13 protein-coding genes and 2 tRNA genes are annotated in these 15,541 nt (G+C 61.9%); 6 read left to right on the forward strand and 9 right to left on the reverse strand.

The features are described 5' to 3' along the window. Nucleotides 1-182: 182 nt before the first annotated feature. The 3 genes from NTD82_RS13675 to NTD82_RS13685 all read left to right on the forward strand — a co-directional run bounded on the left by NTD82_RS13675 (nucleotide 183) and on the right by NTD82_RS13685 (nucleotide 2,233). Nucleotides 183-893: a tRNA-uridine aminocarboxypropyltransferase gene (locus NTD82_RS13675; protein ID WP_095154031.1), complete on the forward strand. Its 711-nt coding sequence runs from the start codon at nucleotides 183-185 to the stop codon at nucleotides 891-893. Between the two features lie 250 nt (nucleotides 894-1,143). Then, nucleotides 1,144-1,794 carry a response regulator transcription factor ErdR gene (gene erdR / locus NTD82_RS13680; RefSeq protein ID WP_095154030.1) on the forward strand — a complete coding sequence of 217 codons (651 nt, stop codon included), beginning with the start codon at nucleotides 1,144-1,146 and terminating at the stop codon, nucleotides 1,792-1,794. Between the two features lie 76 nt (nucleotides 1,795-1,870). Beyond that, on the forward strand, nucleotides 1,871-2,233 hold the full coding sequence (locus tag NTD82_RS13685) for a diacylglycerol kinase (protein WP_095154029.1): 363 nt from the start codon (nucleotides 1,871-1,873) through the stop codon (nucleotides 2,231-2,233). Here NTD82_RS13685 and NTD82_RS13690 read toward each other — a convergent pair. After that, entirely contained in the window at nucleotides 2,230-3,156 is a 927-nt protein-coding gene (locus NTD82_RS13690; protein WP_095154028.1) for a LysR family transcriptional regulator, read from the reverse strand. The genes NTD82_RS13685 and NTD82_RS13690 overlap by 4 nt on opposite strands. 120 nt (nucleotides 3,157-3,276) lie before the next feature. Between NTD82_RS13690 and fpr the strand changes: the two genes are divergently transcribed. Next, nucleotides 3,277-4,056 carry a ferredoxin-NADP reductase gene (gene fpr / locus NTD82_RS13695; RefSeq protein WP_095154027.1) on the forward strand — a complete coding sequence of 260 codons (780 nt, stop codon included), beginning with the start codon at nucleotides 3,277-3,279 and terminating at the stop codon, nucleotides 4,054-4,056. Between the two features lie 68 nt (nucleotides 4,057-4,124). Here fpr and tsaA read toward each other — a convergent pair whose 3' ends face one another. The 4 genes from tsaA to rimO form a co-directional block, all read right to left on the reverse strand. Continuing rightward, on the reverse strand, nucleotides 4,125-4,817 hold the full coding sequence (tsaA, locus tag NTD82_RS13700; RefSeq protein WP_262129088.1) for a tRNA (N6-threonylcarbamoyladenosine(37)-N6)-methyltransferase TrmO: 693 nt from the start codon (nucleotides 4,815-4,817) through the stop codon (nucleotides 4,125-4,127). A 4-nt stretch (nucleotides 4,818-4,821) separates the two neighbouring features. Further along, a complete protein-coding gene (locus NTD82_RS13705) occupies nucleotides 4,822-5,283 on the reverse strand; it encodes a DUF1456 family protein (protein ID WP_095154025.1) in 462 nt (153 codons plus the stop codon). Nucleotides 5,284-5,324: 41 nt separating this feature from the next. Continuing rightward, nucleotides 5,325-6,035, reverse strand: a complete 711-nt coding sequence (locus tag NTD82_RS13710) for an rRNA pseudouridine synthase (RefSeq protein WP_095154024.1) — start codon at nucleotides 6,033-6,035, stop codon at nucleotides 5,325-5,327. A 133-nt stretch (nucleotides 6,036-6,168) separates the two neighbouring features. Next, the gene (gene rimO / locus NTD82_RS13715; RefSeq protein WP_110968366.1) at nucleotides 6,169-7,506 is read right to left on the reverse strand and encodes a 30S ribosomal protein S12 methylthiotransferase RimO; all 1,338 of its coding nucleotides are present in this window, start codon (nucleotides 7,504-7,506) and stop codon (nucleotides 6,169-6,171) included. 267 nt (nucleotides 7,507-7,773) lie between these two features. Here rimO and NTD82_RS13720 point away from each other — a divergent pair, with 267 nt between their 5' ends. Further along, nucleotides 7,774-9,672 carry a potassium transporter Kup gene (locus NTD82_RS13720; RefSeq protein ID WP_095154022.1) on the forward strand — a complete coding sequence of 633 codons (1,899 nt, stop codon included), beginning with the start codon at nucleotides 7,774-7,776 and terminating at the stop codon, nucleotides 9,670-9,672. A gap of 39 nt (nucleotides 9,673-9,711) precedes the next feature. On the opposite strand, the gene NTD82_RS13725 is transcribed toward NTD82_RS13720, so the two are convergent. From NTD82_RS13725 to NTD82_RS13740, 4 genes are all read right to left on the reverse strand, one after another. Further along, nucleotides 9,712-11,007, reverse strand: a complete 1,296-nt coding sequence (locus tag NTD82_RS13725; RefSeq protein WP_095154021.1) for a virulence factor family protein — start codon at nucleotides 11,005-11,007, stop codon at nucleotides 9,712-9,714. After that, nucleotides 11,007-13,646 (reverse strand): bifunctional lysylphosphatidylglycerol flippase/synthetase MprF, encoded by a 2,640-nt coding sequence (mprF, locus tag NTD82_RS13730; protein WP_262129089.1) that lies wholly within the window; start codon nucleotides 13,644-13,646, stop codon nucleotides 11,007-11,009. The genes NTD82_RS13725 and mprF overlap by 1 nt, the downstream gene beginning before the upstream one ends. Nucleotides 13,647-13,865: 219 nt before the next feature. Continuing rightward, nucleotides 13,866-13,942 (reverse strand) — tRNA-Met (locus tag NTD82_RS13735). A gap of 133 nt (nucleotides 13,943-14,075) precedes the next feature. Further along, a tRNA-Met gene (locus tag NTD82_RS13740) sits at nucleotides 14,076-14,152 on the reverse strand. Nucleotides 14,153-14,368: 216 nt separating this feature from the next. Here NTD82_RS13740 and dinB point away from each other — a divergent pair. After that, complete coding sequence (gene dinB / locus NTD82_RS13745; RefSeq protein WP_262129090.1) at nucleotides 14,369-15,433, forward strand: DNA polymerase IV; 1,065 nt, start codon at nucleotides 14,369-14,371, stop codon at nucleotides 15,431-15,433. Nucleotides 15,434-15,541 lie beyond the last annotated feature (108 nt).

Genomic DNA, 15,541 nt, shown 5'->3' on the forward strand with positions numbered 1-15,541 from the left:
CTGCATCCGCACGCCGTGTTCCCTCACCGGGTGCAGGCAGTGGCAGCCATCAATAGGTGCGGGATTATAGTGGAGTAGGACAATTCCCTGCACGGCAAAGCCGTTGTGCCGTAAACTTCGCGCCTTTCGCCCCGCCGAGTCTGTGCTGTGCTTTCCCTCATCTGTTCTCGCCGTATCCCGTCATGAGCCACGCCGTATCGCGCCTGCGTACTGAGCGCCTGTCCCGCAGTATCAAACCCTTTGTTGCTCGTGGGGCGCGGGCGCCGCGCTGTGCGGATTGCCGGGTAATCGCCGATTACTGCCTGTGCGCCTGGCGTCCTCGGACCGCCGCCGAGTCGGCCGTGTGCCTGCTGATGCACGACACCGAGCCCCTCAAGCCGACCAATACCGGTTGGCTGATCGCCGATGTGATCGCCGATACCACGGCGTTCGGCTGGCAACGCACTGTCGTCGAACAGGACCTGCTGGCGCTGCTTGACCACCCGCAATGGCAGCCTTACATCGTCTTCCCGGGAGAGTTTGTCGAGTCGCAACGGGTGGTGACCGGTGTCGAGCCGGGGGAGGGCAAGCGTCCGCTGTTCATCCTGCTGGATGCGACCTGGACGGAAGCGCGCAAGATGTTTCGCAAGAGCCCGTATCTGGACCGTTTCCCGGTGCTGAGCCTGCAACCGGAGCAGATTTCCCGCTATCGGCTGCGCCGCTCCAAGCGTGACGACCACTTCTGCACCGCCGAAGTGGCGGCGATGTGCCTTGAGCTGGCAGGCGATCAGGCTGCGGCGCAAGCGCTGGACGCCTACCTGGACGTGTTCAGCGCTCACTACCTGGGGGCCAAGTTCCAATTGCCGCTGGATCTGGACGACGCCGTCCATCAGCGTCTCAAGCCCTTCCTATAGTCCAAGGGGCAAGTGTTACGCTTTGCTTCATAATGATGGAGTCGGCACCAGAATGAGCCGGGGGCGAACTTGACCACCCCGTCCCGCCTCGTCATCCTTGGCGCCGATTCGGGCACGTCGAGGGCTTGAATGCTGTATTCACTGGCCCCGCTGTGCCTTTTTGGCGTACGGCATTGCCGCTGTCGCCTTGAGTTGCTCCGACAGGTTCCGGCCTCTCCCGGCACCTGCACAGAACAGGATCATTAGATCGATGGCCACATACGAAATCCTGATTGCCGATGACCACCCTCTTTTTCGCAGCGCCTTGCGCCAGGCCGTGACCCTGGGGCTAGGGCCCGATATCCGTCTGGTGGAAGCCGCCAGCATCGCCGAACTGGAAACCCGCCTCACTGAAAAATCCGACTGGGACCTGGTTTTGCTCGACCTGAACATGCCCGGTGCCTATGGCTTCTCGGGCCTTGTGCTGCTGCGTGGGCAGTACCCGCAGATCCCGGTTGTCATGGTCTCGGCCCAGGAGGAAGCCTCCGTCGTGGTCAAGTCGCGCGAGTTCGGTGCCAGCGGCTTCATTCCCAAGTCCAGCCCGCTGGAGTCCATCCAGGACGCGGTGCGCAAGGTGCTCGACGGCGAGGTCTGGTGGCCGCCGCAGGCGTTCGAGAAGGTCGATGTTTCCGCTGAGGCCAAGGCCGCCAGCGAAGGTCTGGCCAGCCTCACGCCACAGCAGTTCCGGGTGCTGACCATGGTCTGTGAAGGGCTGCTGAACAAGCAGATCGCGTATGAACTGAGCGTGTCGGAGGCGACCATCAAGGCGCACGTCACCGCTATTTTCCGCAAGCTCGGCGTCCGCACGCGGACCCAGGCGGCGTTGCTTCTGCAACAACTTGAATCCGTTTCCGCCGGATGAGGCCATTGGCCTTCACGGTTTTTTGACCCGCGGTGTACTAGCCTGCACCGCTTCCCAACAGTTCGAACGGCACTCTATGTCTCCTTTCAAGGGCCAGACCGGCCTCAAACGTATCTTCAATGCTGCGGGTTATTCCCTGGACGGGTTGCGTGCGGCATTTTCCGGCGAAGCGGCGTTTCGTCAGCTGGTGCTGCTGAACGTGATCCTCGTGCCGCTGGCGTTCTGGCTGGATGTCAGTCGCGCCGAGCGGGCGATCTTGATCGCGGTCTGCTTGTTGGGGCTGATTGTCGAACTGCTCAATTCGGCGGTAGAGGCTGCCATCGACCGCATTTCTCTCGATCGCCACCCGCTGTCGAAAAACGCCAAGGACATGGGCAGCGCCGCGCAACTGGTAGCGCTGACCATGGTCGCAGTGACCTGGGGCGTCATTCTTCTCTAGGCAATACTCGGCAGCACGATCTCGTCGCTGCGTTTTACCCCGGCGGTAAAGGTCCGGCACAGTTCCAGGAACTCTCGCATGGCTGAAGTCTGATACTTCTGCTTGTGCCAGATGAAGTAGAACTGCCGCGCCAAGTCCAGGTCCGGCGTTTCGACCGCCACCAGGCTGCCGCGGCGGAAGGCATCACGCAGCGCGAGGCGGGAAATGCAGCCGATGCCCAGCCCGGACTCCACCGCGCGCTTGATGGCTTCGGTGTGTTCCAGCTCCAGGCGGATATTGAGAATCGAGCGGTGATGACGCATGGCCTGGTCGAAGGTCAGGCGCGTGCCGGAGCCTTCCTCGCGGAGAATCCAGGCTTCCCGGGTCAGTTCCTCGAGGCTGGCCTGGCCGCGCTGGGCCAGCGGATGCTGCGGGGCGCAGAACACCACCAGTTCGTCCGCCACCCACGGCTGGACTTCCAGGTCAGGGTGATTGCAGTCACCCTCGATTAGACCCAGATCAATTTCGTAATGAGCGACCTGATGCACGATATGTGCAGTGTTCTGCACATGCAGTTTGACCTGGCTTTCCGGGTGGACCTGCATGAAGCTGCCGATCAGCAGCGTCGCCAGGTAGTTGCCGATGGTCAGCGTTGCGCCCACCGCCAGCGAGCCGAAACCGGACTTGCCGTTGAGCAGGTCTTCGATTTCCTTGGCCTGGTCGAGCAGCGCCACCGCCTGGGGCAACAACTGATGGCCCAAGGCGTTGAGGCTCAGACGCTTGCCGGCGCGGTCGAACAATTGGCAACTGGATTGCCGCTCGAGTTCGGTAATGGATGTACTGGCGGCCGACTGCGAAAGGGCCAGGATATTGGCCGCGCGAGACACGCTTTGATGCTGTGCAACGGCCACGAAGACCTGAAGCTGACGAAGTGTAAATCGCATATCTATATAACCGATAAGACATATCTTGATAATTCAGTTAACAGATATTGTCCTCCGCACTAAACTATCGCGCAATCGCGCTCACGGTTTAGCGCTGCGTTTTTTTCAGGAGCCCCCTACATGAGCAACATGAACCACGAACGTGTCCTCAGTGTGCACCACTGGAACGACACCCTGTTCAGCTTCAAGTGCACCCGCGACCCGGGCCTGCGCTTCGAGAACGGTCAGTTCGTGATGATCGGCCTGCAGCAGCCTAATGGCCGCCCGCTCATGCGCGCTTACTCCATCGCCAGCCCGAACTGGGAAGAGCATCTGGAGTTCTTCAGCATCAAGGTGCCGGATGGCCCGCTGACTTCGCAGTTGCAGCACCTGAAGGAAGGCGATGAGGTCATCATCAGCAAAAAGCCTACCGGCACGCTGGTGCTCGACGACCTGAATCCTGGCAAGCACCTGTACCTGCTCAGCACCGGTACTGGCCTGGCGCCGTTCATGAGCGTCATCCAGGACCCTGAAACCTACGAGCGCTTCGAGAAAGTGATCCTGGTTCACGGCGTGCGTTACGTGAACGAAGTCGCCTACCGCGAGTTCATCACCGAGCACCTGCCACAGAACGAGTTCTTCGGCGAGGCGCTGCGCGAAAAACTGATCTACTACCCAACCGTTACCCGCGAGCCGTTCGAGAACCAGGGCCGTCTGACCGACCTGATGCGCAGCGGCAAGCTGTTCAGCGACATCGGTCTGCCACCGATCAACCCGCAGGACGACCGTGCGATGATCTGCGGTAGCCCGAGCATGCTCGACGAAACCAGCGAAGTGCTGGACAGCTTCGGCCTGAAGATCTCCGCGCGTATGCGTGAGCCGGGCGACTACCTGATCGAGCGCGCCTTCGTCGAGAAGTAAGCGTTACGCACCATGAAAAACGCAGGCCTTGCGGCCTGCGTTTTTTTTTGCCTGTCGAAAAGCGGGAGCTAGTCGGCCACCACTTCCAGCACCCGGATACGCTCCGGCTGCGGGTAGTGCCAGCGCACCTGCACATCCCAGAACTTCACGCCATACACCCGCTCTGCGGGCGGCACCTGATAGGCCGGGCGCGGATCCTGGGCCAGGCACTGCTCAATCAGCTCAACCAGCGGCTCGCCGAGACGTTGGGCATGGCTGTGAGCCTGGGGCAGGGCGCTTTCGCTCCATTCCACGTCGATCGCAGGAGGCGGGGCGCTGGCCATGGTGTTGCTGGCCTCGGCGACGCTGTCGGCGTACGGCACGTAGGGCTTGATATCCAGCACTGGCGTGCCGTCCAGCAGGTCGATTCCCGAAAGCAGAAGCCGACCCGGCTCGACTTTCTCCAGCCTGACCACCGACTGGCCAATCCCATTGGGCCGGTGAGTGGCCCGGGTGGCGAAAACGCCCATCGAGGTGTTGCCGCCCAGTCGCGGTGGACGCACCTTCAGGCGTGGTTTGTCTTCCAGCGCCTGGTGGAACAGGAACAGCAGCCACACATGGCTGCTCTGCTCCAGTCCTGCGACGGCGTCACCGGTATCGAACGGCGGCACCAGTTCCAGCACGCCCCGCGCCGCGGGCGCCAGTTGAGGCTGACGCGGAATGGCGAACTTCTCCTTGAAGCAGGAGCGGACGAAGCCGACGGGCGAGACGTTGTAGTGCATGGGCTCAGCCACGGATCCGCAGGGTCAGGCCCTTGAGGAAGTTGCGCAGCAACTGGTCGCCGCAAGGGCGGTAGTTGTTGTGCCCGACCTTGCGGAACAGGGCGCTCAGCTCCGGCTTGGACACCGGGAAGTCAGCGGCCTTGAGGATGGCGTGCATATCGTCTTCCTTGAGTTCGAACGCCACCCGCAGTTTTTTCAGGATGACGTTGTTGCTCACCGGCAGTTCGATCGGCAGCGGCGGGCGGCTTTCATCGCGACCGCGGCGGAACACCACCAGGCCGTCGAGGAAGTGCGCCATCGCCTCGTCGGGGCAGTGGACGAAGCCTTCGTCCTCGTCCTTTTTCAGGTAGCTGGAAATCTCTGCGTCGCTGACCTTGAAGCCGTTGCTGCGAGTGATCTGGGCCACTTTCGTGTCGGAAATGTCCAGCAGGTAGCGCAGGCTGCGCAGTACATCGTTGTGAATCATGTGAAGTGTCCTGATCGGGAGCTTCGCCAGCGTGGCGAGGCTTAGAATTTTTCTTTGCTGTCCAGATAGCGCCACTGCCCGGCTGGCAGTTTGCTCATGGACACGCCGCCCACACGGATGCGGCGCATGCTGACCACCTGCAGGCCGACACTGCGGCAGAGCAGGTCGATCAGGCCGGAGGCGGGGTTCTTCAACACCATGCGCAGGCGGGTCTCGTTCTGCCAGCTCGCCTTGATCTTCGGCAGTTCGTGGCCTTTCCAGTTGAAACCGCGGTTCAGTCGCTCGAGGCCGTGCTGGATGATCTGGCCGCTGACTTCCACCACGTATTCCTGTTCCAGGCGATTGAGGTCCACCGTGACCTTGCGTACGGTCCGCCAGTCCTGGCTGTACACCTGGAGTCCGCTGGCGCCTGGTTGCAGCTCGGCGAGGCAGGTCAGGCGGGCGAAATGTCCGCGCAGTGCGCGGCGGCCTGCGGAGTGGGCTTCGGAAAGGGTCTCGGCGGTCATGCTCAGGCAGCCACTCTGCGAATCCTGTCCGGCCTCCTGGTGCAGCAGCAGGGTGACGGCTTCCAGAGGTTCGGTGGTGGCGCCGGGGAGCAGGGCGACGGTCTGTCCGTCGACCTGGAATTGGGGTTCATCGATGACCTGGCCATCCACTGTGACCCAGCCTCCGCCGATATAAAGCTCGGCCTCGCGGCGGGAACAGCCGATGAGGGCGATGAGGCATTTGGAAAGACGAGTGGTTTCAGACATGAGCAGAGGCCGTGGTGCGAGGGAATGGCGGTCATTGTAACCGCCCGTGAGGAGATGCGACCGGTCCGGAAAAAACAAAGCCCCGTGGAGGGGCTTTGGGTTCCTGTGAGGGCGCTGACCGTCGCGGGGTGCCTTAGATAGGCTCAGCCCACAGGTCGTATTCGTCGGCATCGACCACGCGGCAACGGACCTTGTCGCCCGGCTTGAAGCCGTGGTCACCATCGATGAACACGTTACCGTCGATTTCCGGTGCGTCGAAGAAGCTGCGACCGACCGAACCTTGCTCCTCGACTTCGTCGATCAGCACTTCGATCTCCCGGCCGATGCGCAGTTGCAGACGAGCGGTACTGATCGCCTGCTGGTGCTCCATGAAGCGGTCCCAGCGTGCCTGCTTGATCTCGTCCGGGACTTCGTCCAGGCCCAGGTCGTTGGCGGGCGCGCCTTCCACCGGCGAATACTGGAAGCAGCCGACGCGGTCAAGCTGTGCTTCGGTGAGCCAGTCCAGCAGGTACTGGAAGTCTTCTTCGGTCTCGCCGGGGAAGCCGACGATGAAGGTGGAGCGGATGATCAGTTCCGGGCACTGCTCGCGCCATTTCTTGATCCGCGCCAGGGTCTTGTCTTCGAACGCCGGGCGTTTCATCGACTTCAGCACTTTCGGGCTGGCGTGCTGGAACGGAATGTCGAGGTACGGCAGGATCTTGCCGGCGGCCATCAACGGGATCACGTCATCGACGTTCGGGTACGGGTAGACATAGTGCAGACGGACCCAGGCGCCCAGGCTGCTGAGGGCTTCACACAGTTCCAGCATGCGGGTCTTGACCGGGCGGCCGTTCCAGAAGTCGGTCTTGTACTTGACGTCGACGCCATAGGCGCTGGTGTCCTGAGAAATCACCAGGATCTCCTTGACGCCGGCCTTGACCAGGCGCTCGGCTTCGCTCAGCACTTCGCCGACCGGACGGCTGACCAGCTTGCCGCGCATCGACGGGATGATGCAGAAGCTGCAACTGTGGTTGCAGCCTTCGGAAATCTTCAGGTAAGCGTAGTGGCGGGGGGTCAGCTTGACGCCTTGCGGCGGCACCAGGTCGATCAGCGGGTTGTGGTCCTGGCGGGGCGGCACGACTTCGTGCACGGCGTTGACCACCTGCTCGTACTGCTGCGGGCCGGTAACGGCCAGCACGCTCGGGTGCACGTCACGGATATTGCCTTCCTCGACACCCATGCAGCCGGTGACGATGACCTTGCCGTTTTCCTTGATGGCTTCGCCGATCACTTCCAGGGACTCGGCCTTGGCCGAGTCGATGAAGCCACAGGTGTTGACCACCACCACATCAGCATCCTGATAGGTAGGCACGACTTCGTAACCTTCCATGCGCAATTGGGTCAGGATGCGCTCGGAATCAACGAGAGCCTTCGGGCACCCGAGTGAGACAAATCCTACCTTTGGCACGGAAGGAGTAGCGGTCGTGGACATGGTTAACCTCGGTGTAGAGGGGCTGCCGCGGGGATAGGGTGGGCAACCCTGCTGGGCGCTCTGGGGCGCCTCTGGTCAAAAAGTGCGCAATTCTAGCGAGCGACAACGCGCTTGACCAGCAGAAAAGCGACGAACGCTGCGCTATGCTTCGCGGCATTGCGTTGGCGTCAATGTCAGACACCGACGCCAAGGTTCAGCCAGCAGCAAAAATAATAGCGTCTGGCGCGAAATTTACCGGTCTGCGGTTCTTGCATGCGGGAGTGGTTGATGGTTCAGGCTAACAGTGAAGCCGGGGCGGGGCATGGCGCAACAAAATCGCTGGGCCTGCTGGTAGCTGCTGTCGGGGTGGTCTACGGCGATATCGGTACCAGCCCGCTCTATACCCTCAAGGAAGTCTTTACCGGCGGTTACGGGGTGCCGGTCAACCATGATGGTGTGTTGGGGATTCTCTCGCTGATCGCCTGGTCGCTGATCTGGGTGGTTTCGATCAAGTACGTGACGTTCATCCTGCGCGCCGACAACCAGGGCGAGGGCGGCATCATGGCGCTTACGGCGCTGGCCGCGAGGGCGTCGGCGCCGTACCCGAAGTTGCGGGCGATGATGGTGGTCTGTGGCCTGATCGGCGCCGCGCTGTTCTACGGTGACAGCATGATCACGCCGGCGGTATCGGTACTGTCGGCGGTGGAGGGGATGGAGCTGGCCTTCGACGGCATCGATCACTGGGTGGTGCCAATCGCCCTGGTCGTACTGGTGGCGTTGTTTCTGGTGCAGAAACACGGTACGGCGAAGATCGGCATCCTCTTCGGGCCGGTCATGGTGGCCTGGTTTCTGGTGCTCGCGGCCCTTGGCCTGCATGGCATTTCGCAAAGCCCGGAAGTGCTCAAGGCGTTCAACCCGGTCTGGGCCGTGCGCTTCTTCATTGTCCATCCGGGCATGGGCGTAGCGATCCTTGGGGCGGTGGTGCTGGCGCTGACGGGCGCCGAGGCGCTGTATGCGGACATGGGCCACTTCGGCCGTAAACCGATTGCCCGCGCCTGGTTTGCCCTGGTACTGCCGGCGTTGGTGCTCAATTACTTCGGTCAGGGCGGATTGCTGCTGCAGAACCCCGACGCGGCGCGTAACCCGTTCTATCTGCTGGCGCCGGGCTGGGCGTTGCTGCCGTTGATTGCGTTGTCCACCCTGGCCACGGTGATCGCCTCCCAGGCGGTCATTTCCGGGGCCTTCTCCTTGACTCGGCAGGCCATCCAGCTCGGCTATATCCCGCGGATGCAGATTCAGCACACCTCCAGCGACGAGCAGGGCCAGATCTACATCGGCGCGGTGAACTGGACGCTGATGGTTGCCGTGGTGTTGCTGGTGATCGGTTTCGAATCCTCCGGTGCGCTGGCCGCGGCCTATGGCGTGGCGGTGACTGGCACCATGCTGATGACTACGCTGCTGGTTTCGACGGTGATGCTGCTGCTGTGGAAATGGCCACCTTTGCTGGCGGTACCGATCCTGTTGGGCTTCCTGTTCGTGGACGGGCTGTTTTTCGCCGCCAACCTGCCCAAGGTCCTGCAAGGCGGTGCCTTCCCGGTATTGGCGGGAAGCGTGTTGCTGCTGTTGATGAGCACCTGGAAGCGCGGCAAGCAGATTCTTGTCGAGCGCATCGACGAAGGCGGGCTGCCGCTGCCGATCTTCATCAGCAGTATTCGCGTGCAGCCGCCGCATCGGGTCGAGGGCACCGCAGTGTTCCTCACTGCACGGGCGGATGCCGTGCCTCACGCGCTGTTGCACAACCTGCTGCACAACCAGGTGCTGCATAGCCAGGTGGTGTTGTTGACGGTGGTCAGTGAGGATCGGCCGCGGGTGCCGGAGCAGGAGCGCTTTGAAGTCGAGGCTTACGGTGACGGGTTCTTCCGGGTGCTGTTGCACTTCGGCTTCATGGACGAGCCGGACGTGCCGGCGGCCTTGAGGTTGTGCCACCTTGAAGAGCTGGATTTCAGTCCGATGCGCACCACCTACTTCCTCAGCCGGGAGACGGTGATCGCCTCGCGCCTGGAAGGCATGGCGCGTTGGCGCGGGAACCTGTTCGCGTTCCTGCTGAAGAATGCCAACGGTAACCTGCGATTCTTCAACTTGCCGCTGAACCGGGTGATCGAATTGGGGACACAGGTCGAGATTTGATCCAGGCGGGGCCGTAAGCCGGCCCCGCCAACACTTATCTCAGTTCTGCTCCGCCACGCTGGTCTTCCCCTGGCGGCTCTCGATTTCACCAATCAGCTTGCGTGCCAGCGCTGGGTAGTTTTCATCGAAGTGATGGCCGCCCGGCAGCTTGAGTTTCTCGCCCACTGCGGTGGTGTCGGTGCAGCCGCTTTCGTCGGTTTCTTCCACACCGTAAACGCAGAGCACTTTCCCGGCAGGCATCTTCGCCATTTCCGGCCCGGTCGGGGCCTCTTTGCCGGCGTTGCCGAGCCAGCCTTCAACTTCGATCTCGAAACTGCCGCTACGGGCGAATGCCAGCAGGATGACGGCGTCGATACGCTTCTGGTCCTCGACCGGCAGGCGGTTGTAGATCGCCGGCAGGACATCGGCGCCGAACGAGTAACCGGTCAATACGAAGCGTTTGGTGCCCCATTTCTGACGGTAGTGCTGCATCAGTTCCGACAGGTCGACAGCGCTTTGCTCAGGCGTCTTGTGCTGCCAGTAGTAACGCAGGGTGTCGATGCCGACCACCGGATAGCCCAGCTTGGCCATCTCGCCGGCGACATCGCGGTCCAGGTCACGCCAGCCGCCGTCACCGGACAGGAACAGGGTCACGGTGTCGGTGGTTTGGCCCGCCGGGACTTCAACAACGGGAATGCTCATGGCATTGCCGTCTTCGCCCACCAGCGCCTGGGTCAACTGTGCCTTGAGCACCTGCGGGAGATGGATGTCGTAGTCGCTGATGCTGGTTTCGGCGTTGGCCTGGTTGCGCACGAAGGCGGCACTGGCATCATCCGGGTTGTCGTTCCACGCCACGTTCCAGTGGCCGTGCGGTGCGGACGTGGCTGATTGAAGCTTGCAGCCCGCGCGTTCCAGGGTGAAGTCCACGGAAATGGCCTGGGCCTTGTCATCCTTCTGTCCGGCCAGCCAGTCCCAGGCGAGGTTCGCCCCCGGGCCGATACCGGCGACCAGGGTCGGTGCGCCGTTGAGTTGTTGCTGGGCCAGTTGCAGTGCCTGCTGTTGAAGGTTGCAGTCGGCGGGCGGCAGGGTGACTTGCACCAGTTGGGCTTCGCCACTCTGGCTCAGGTCCAGCAGTTGCTTGTCGCTCAACAGTTGGTCTTGCGGCGAAGCGATGACCACGCGGGCCTTGGCCTGGGCGCCTGGCGTGGCGCGAACCAGGCTGCTGCCATCGCTAAGGGTCAGGTGTTCTACATGAGCCTCTGGAGCCGGGCGGGTCCACAACCAGAAGCCAACAGCGGCTGCGAGCAGCGCCACCATCAGGGCACCGAGCAGGTAAAACCAGTAGCGTCGAATCATCAGCGTTTCACCAATCCAGTAAGACCGCCCGCGATCAGGGCGGCAGTGTCGGCCAGTGCCACCAGCGGATCAAGTCCGGCGGGGACGGCCATGTAACGGGGTTCCCAGTCGGGCTGGAATTTGTCTTTGAAGCGGCGCAGGCCCTGGAAGTTGTAGAGCTGCTCGCCGCGATGGAACACCATCGAACCCAGGCGCTGGGTCAGTGGTGCGCCGCGTCGTGGCTGCAGGCCCGACAAGGGCACCATGCCGAGGCTGAAGCGCGCATATCCATGCTGTTTATAGTGCTGGATCAGACCGACCATCATGAATTCCATGGTCAGTTTCGGCGCGTCGGGATGGGCGCGCATAAGGTCGAGGCTGGCCAGTTCGCGGCTGTGTGTCTCCAGCAGGTTGGCGAATGCCACCGGCTTGCCTTCGAAGCGGATCAGGGCGATGCGGAAGTGTTGCAGATAGTCTTCGCTGAAGCGACCGAGGGAGAAACCTTTTTCGCGCACGTTCTTGCCGGTCAGCCAGGCGTCGGAAATGAGCTTCAGTTCTTCCAGCGGTGCCTGACCGGGCTCATGGATTTCCAGGCTCAGGCCGTCCCGTCCGCCGCGGTTCCAGGTGTAGCGCAGGTCCTTCATTTCCTTGCCCTTGGCGTCCAGGTCGAAGCGCAGCAGGTTGACCCTGGCTTCCTCACCCAGCTTGATCGCGCTCAGGCCGATGTCCATATAGAAGGGCAGGTTCTCGGCGCGGACCTGATAGAACACCGGACGTGCATGGTGAATATCGCAGAGGTCGCGGAACTGCCAGATCATTTCGGCACGGCGCTGGGCCGGCCCGATCGGATCGTACAGCGCAACCAGGCTGCGGCCGCGGCGAGCGTACATCAGGAAGGCGTCATCGTCAGGGTGGAACAGCAGCGCCTTGTCGCCGGTCAGGGCCAGGCCGCCGTCGGGCTGATCCGATGCCAGCAAGATGCGGTTGGCACGTTGCAGTTCTTCCTCGTTGGGCAGATGGATCACCGGCCGCGCGGTGCGCAGCAGCCAGGTCAGGGCGACCACCACGAGCAGTACCGCGCTGCCTAGCGCCGAGCGCAGGCCGCGCGGGGCGTCCGCATCGAGGGTGAATTGCCACCAGAGTTGATTGCTGTAAGGCACATCCTGGTAGGCGAACAGCAACAGCCAGATCGAAGCACCGACCACGCAGGCACTGGCAACCAGATAGACCGGCGAGAACGGCAGTTCCAGCAAGCGGCTGGGGCGGTAGAACGAGCGACGGAACACCGCCAGCAGGCAGGCGGTGAGGGTCAGCAGGCTGGCCTCTTCCCAGTCGAAGCCTTTGAGCAGGGACAACAGGGCGCCCACCAGCAACAGAACGGTGGTCAGAATCCAGGCCGCAGACAGGCGCCGGCGCAGACCTTGAGCGAGCAGCAGGCAGAGCACGCCGACCAGGCTGGCGATGAAGTGGGACGCGTCGATCAAACGATGAGGAATCAGGAAGCCGAGGTGTTCCAGGCGGGTGTCGATCTCCGGAGTGGCACCGGAAAACAGCAGCACGACGCCAGACAGGAACACCAGCACCGCGAGCACCGGAGCAGCCAGCCCCGAGGCGACCTTGATGGCCTGCTGGGCAAAGATGAACCGGCGGGCCTCGCTGACAAGCAGCACCACGCAGGCCACCAGCATTGGCAGCAACACGTAGATCAGGCGGTACAGGAGCAAGGCGGCGGCAAGGGGCGCGGCACCCAGTTGATTGGCGAAGGCTGCCAGCAGAATCGCTTCGAATACCCCGACACCACCAGGGACGTGGCTCAGCACGCCGGCGGCCAGCGCCAGCAGGTACACCAGCAGGAATGCACCAAAGGGCGGCGCTTCTGGCAACAGCAGGTAAAGCACGGTAGCGGCCGCGGCGACGTCGAGTGCGGTGATGAACAGTTGCAGCAGGGTCAGGCGGGCGCCGGGCAGGCGCAGGGTGCGGCGACCGATGCGAGTCAGCAGGACGTCGGTGTAGGGCTGTTCTGGCAGGCGGCGTCGATACAGGCCGTAGGCCAAGGCCGCGCTAAGGACGAGGACGGCAATGGCGATACCGCCCAGCAGGGTTTGCGGCAAGCGCAGGGCCGATGAGGCGGAGGCCAGGTCGCTCAGGGTTGCCAGTGCAGCCAGTGGGGGCAATGCACAACCCAGCGACAGGCTGGCGAACAGGGTCATGCGCGCCACCTCGGCGGCACCGATACCCTGACGAGCGTACAAGCGATAGCGCACCGAGCCACCGGACAACAGCGACAGCCCGATGGCATTACCAATGGCGAACGCGCAGAAGCCGCCCATGGCCAGGCTTGATGGGGGTAGCTTGACGCCGGCAAAGCGGCTGGCGGACCACTCGTAGCCGAGCAAAATCACGAAGCCCGCGACGGTGGCCAGGAAGGCCCCGCCCAGTGCGGGTGTGGGAATGCTCAGCAGCGAATCGTGCAGTGCGTAGATATCCAGCTCACTGAGCAGATGCCGACAGGCGATTAGCGCAACGCCAAATAAAAGCAGCGTTACCCCTAGGCCGATGGGCTGGCGATACTTGCTCAACAGCTCCAGCCAGCGCAGCCGATGGGGTGCGATGGGTTGGGCGGCAGTCACGTGGGGTTCAGCTTCAGCGGTTGGGCGCATCAATCACCTCGGGGATTGTGCGCGACAGGATGGGAGTATCCGGTCAAGTTACCAATCCCTATGGAAAAATAGTGCCTGAATATTACTAGCGTTCAGGCGAATCCGTGCGGGTCATGATAGTTAAAGAAGTTTCACATTGCCGCCGGGCAGGGAAGAAGGGCGGGCAGTTTTTTCCGCGCATACAAAAAAGGCCACTCTTTCAAGTGGCCTTTCTATGTTTGGTTGCGGGAGCCGGATTTGAACCGACGACCTTCGGGTTATGAGCCCGACGAGCTACCAGACTGCTCCATCCCGCGTCTGTGGGGCGCATTCTACAGTGTGGCGGTTTACTGTCAATGCTTAATTATTGATTTTCAAGAAATTCCTGCTAGAGCCTAAAAATCAGACAAAGAAAAAGGCCACTCTTGCGAGTGGCCTTTTTCTTTAACTTGGTTGCGGGAGCCGGATTTGAACCGACGACCTTCGGGTTATGAGCCCGACGAGCTACCAGACTGCTCCATCCCGCGTCTGTGGGGCGGATTCTACAGGGATACGATTCCCTGTCAATCAATAATTTTAAGAAATCCTTTTTTCTTCAAATGGTTAGCATTCCTGGCAAGTGACTTGACGGTCATTTGCAGCGAGCAGACCGCGCTATTCAGGGGCTGTGCGGAGGTTTAGATGCGAAGGGCAAGGTCGAGTGAGATACTGCGCGTACGAATTTTCCTTACCAACGGTCGTCCATGCTTCAGCGCAAGATCATCCATATCGACTGCGATTGCTTCTACGCGGCTATCGAGATGCGTGACGACCCGCGTCTGGCCGGGCGGCCGCTGGCGGTGGGCGGATCGGCGGACCGCCGTGGCGTCATTGCGACCTGCAACTATGAGGCGCGCGCTTTCGGGGTGCGCTCGGCGATGTCGTCGCGACACGCCTTGAGCCTTTGCCCCGACCTGTTGATCGTCAAGCCGCGGATGGATGCTTATAAAGAAGCATCGCGGGAAATCCATAACGTCTTTCGCGAATACACCGACCTGATCGAGCCCTTGTCCCTGGACGAGGCTTACCTCGATGTCACCGAAAGCCAGCGCTGTTCCGGTTCGGGCACGCTGATCGCCCAGGATATCCGCCGCAAGATTTCGCAGCGCCTGCATATCACCGTCTCGGCGGGGGTCGCGCCGAACAAGTTCCTCGCCAAGATTGCCAGCGACTGGCGCAAGCCCAACGGGCTATTCGTCATTACGCCGGCAGAGGTGGAGGATTTCGTTTCCGTGCTGCCGGTGAACAAGCTGCATGGCGTCGGCAAGGTCACCTCCGACAAGCTGCACCGCCTGGGCATCGTCACCTGCGAGGAGCTTCGGCAGTGGGAGCGCCTGGCGCTGGTGCGGGAGTTCGGCGGTTTTGGCGAGCGGCTTTATAACCTGGCGCGTGGGCTCGATGAGCGGCCGGTGCAGAACGACAGCCGGCGTCAGTCTGTCAGTGTGGAAAACACCTACGACCATGATCTGCCTGATCTGGCCAGTTGCCTGGAGAAATTACCGGAGTTGCTCGAGTCGCTGAACGGCCGGATGGCGCGCATCGATAGCAGCTATCGGCCTGGCAAACCGTTCGTGAAGGTCAAATTCCATGATTTCAGCCAGACCACACTTGAACAGGCCGGGGCAGGGCGGGACCTGGAAAGTTACCAGCAGTTGCTCAGTCAGGCGTTTGCCCGGGGCGGGCGGCCTGTCAGGTTGCTGGGCATTGGTGTGCGGCTTCAGGATTTGCGCGGTGCGCACGAGCAGTTGGAATTGTTTCCTGCGCCCTGAATGAAAAAAAGCACCGACTTGCGGCAAGGCCATTCAGTTAACCCTACTGGGGCTGCTTTGCAGCCCTTCGCGAGCAAGCTCGCTCCTACAGTGTAGGAGCGAGCTTGC

The sequence above is a fragment of the Pseudomonas sp. 5P_5.1_Bac1 genome, assembly GCF_025466015.1.
GTDB lineage: Bacteria > Pseudomonadota > Gammaproteobacteria > Pseudomonadales > Pseudomonadaceae > Aquipseudomonas.

Excerpts from the sequence above, each read along its gene's own strand:
- NTD82_RS13690 (WP_095154028.1), bottom strand. The coding sequence starts at position 3,156 with ATGCGATTTACACTTCGTCAGCTTCAGGTCTTCGTGGCCGTTGCACAG.
- mprF (WP_262129089.1), bottom strand. The coding sequence starts at position 13,646 with ATGCGCCCAACCGCTGAAGCTGAACCCCACGTGACTGCCGCCCAACCC.
- erdR (WP_095154030.1), top strand. The coding sequence starts at position 1,144 with ATGGCCACATACGAAATCCTGATTGCCGATGACCACCCTCTTTTTCGC.
- NTD82_RS13720 (WP_095154022.1), top strand. The coding sequence starts at position 7,774 with ATGGTTCAGGCTAACAGTGAAGCCGGGGCGGGGCATGGCGCAACAAAA.
- dinB (WP_262129090.1), top strand. The coding sequence starts at position 14,369 with ATGCTTCAGCGCAAGATCATCCATATCGACTGCGATTGCTTCTACGCG.
- NTD82_RS13705 (WP_095154025.1), bottom strand. The coding sequence starts at position 5,283 with ATGATTCACAACGATGTACTGCGCAGCCTGCGCTACCTGCTGGACATT.
- NTD82_RS13725 (WP_095154021.1), bottom strand. The coding sequence starts at position 11,007 with ATGATTCGACGCTACTGGTTTTACCTGCTCGGTGCCCTGATGGTGGCG.
- NTD82_RS13710 (WP_095154024.1), bottom strand. The coding sequence starts at position 6,035 with ATGTCTGAAACCACTCGTCTTTCCAAATGCCTCATCGCCCTCATCGGC.
- fpr (WP_095154027.1), top strand. The coding sequence starts at position 3,277 with ATGAGCAACATGAACCACGAACGTGTCCTCAGTGTGCACCACTGGAAC.
- NTD82_RS13675 (WP_095154031.1), top strand. The coding sequence starts at position 183 with ATGAGCCACGCCGTATCGCGCCTGCGTACTGAGCGCCTGTCCCGCAGT.
- NTD82_RS13685 (WP_095154029.1), top strand. The coding sequence starts at position 1,871 with ATGTCTCCTTTCAAGGGCCAGACCGGCCTCAAACGTATCTTCAATGCT.
- tsaA (WP_262129088.1), bottom strand. The coding sequence starts at position 4,817 with ATGCACTACAACGTCTCGCCCGTCGGCTTCGTCCGCTCCTGCTTCAAG.
- rimO (WP_110968366.1), bottom strand. The coding sequence starts at position 7,506 with ATGTCCACGACCGCTACTCCTTCCGTGCCAAAGGTAGGATTTGTCTCA.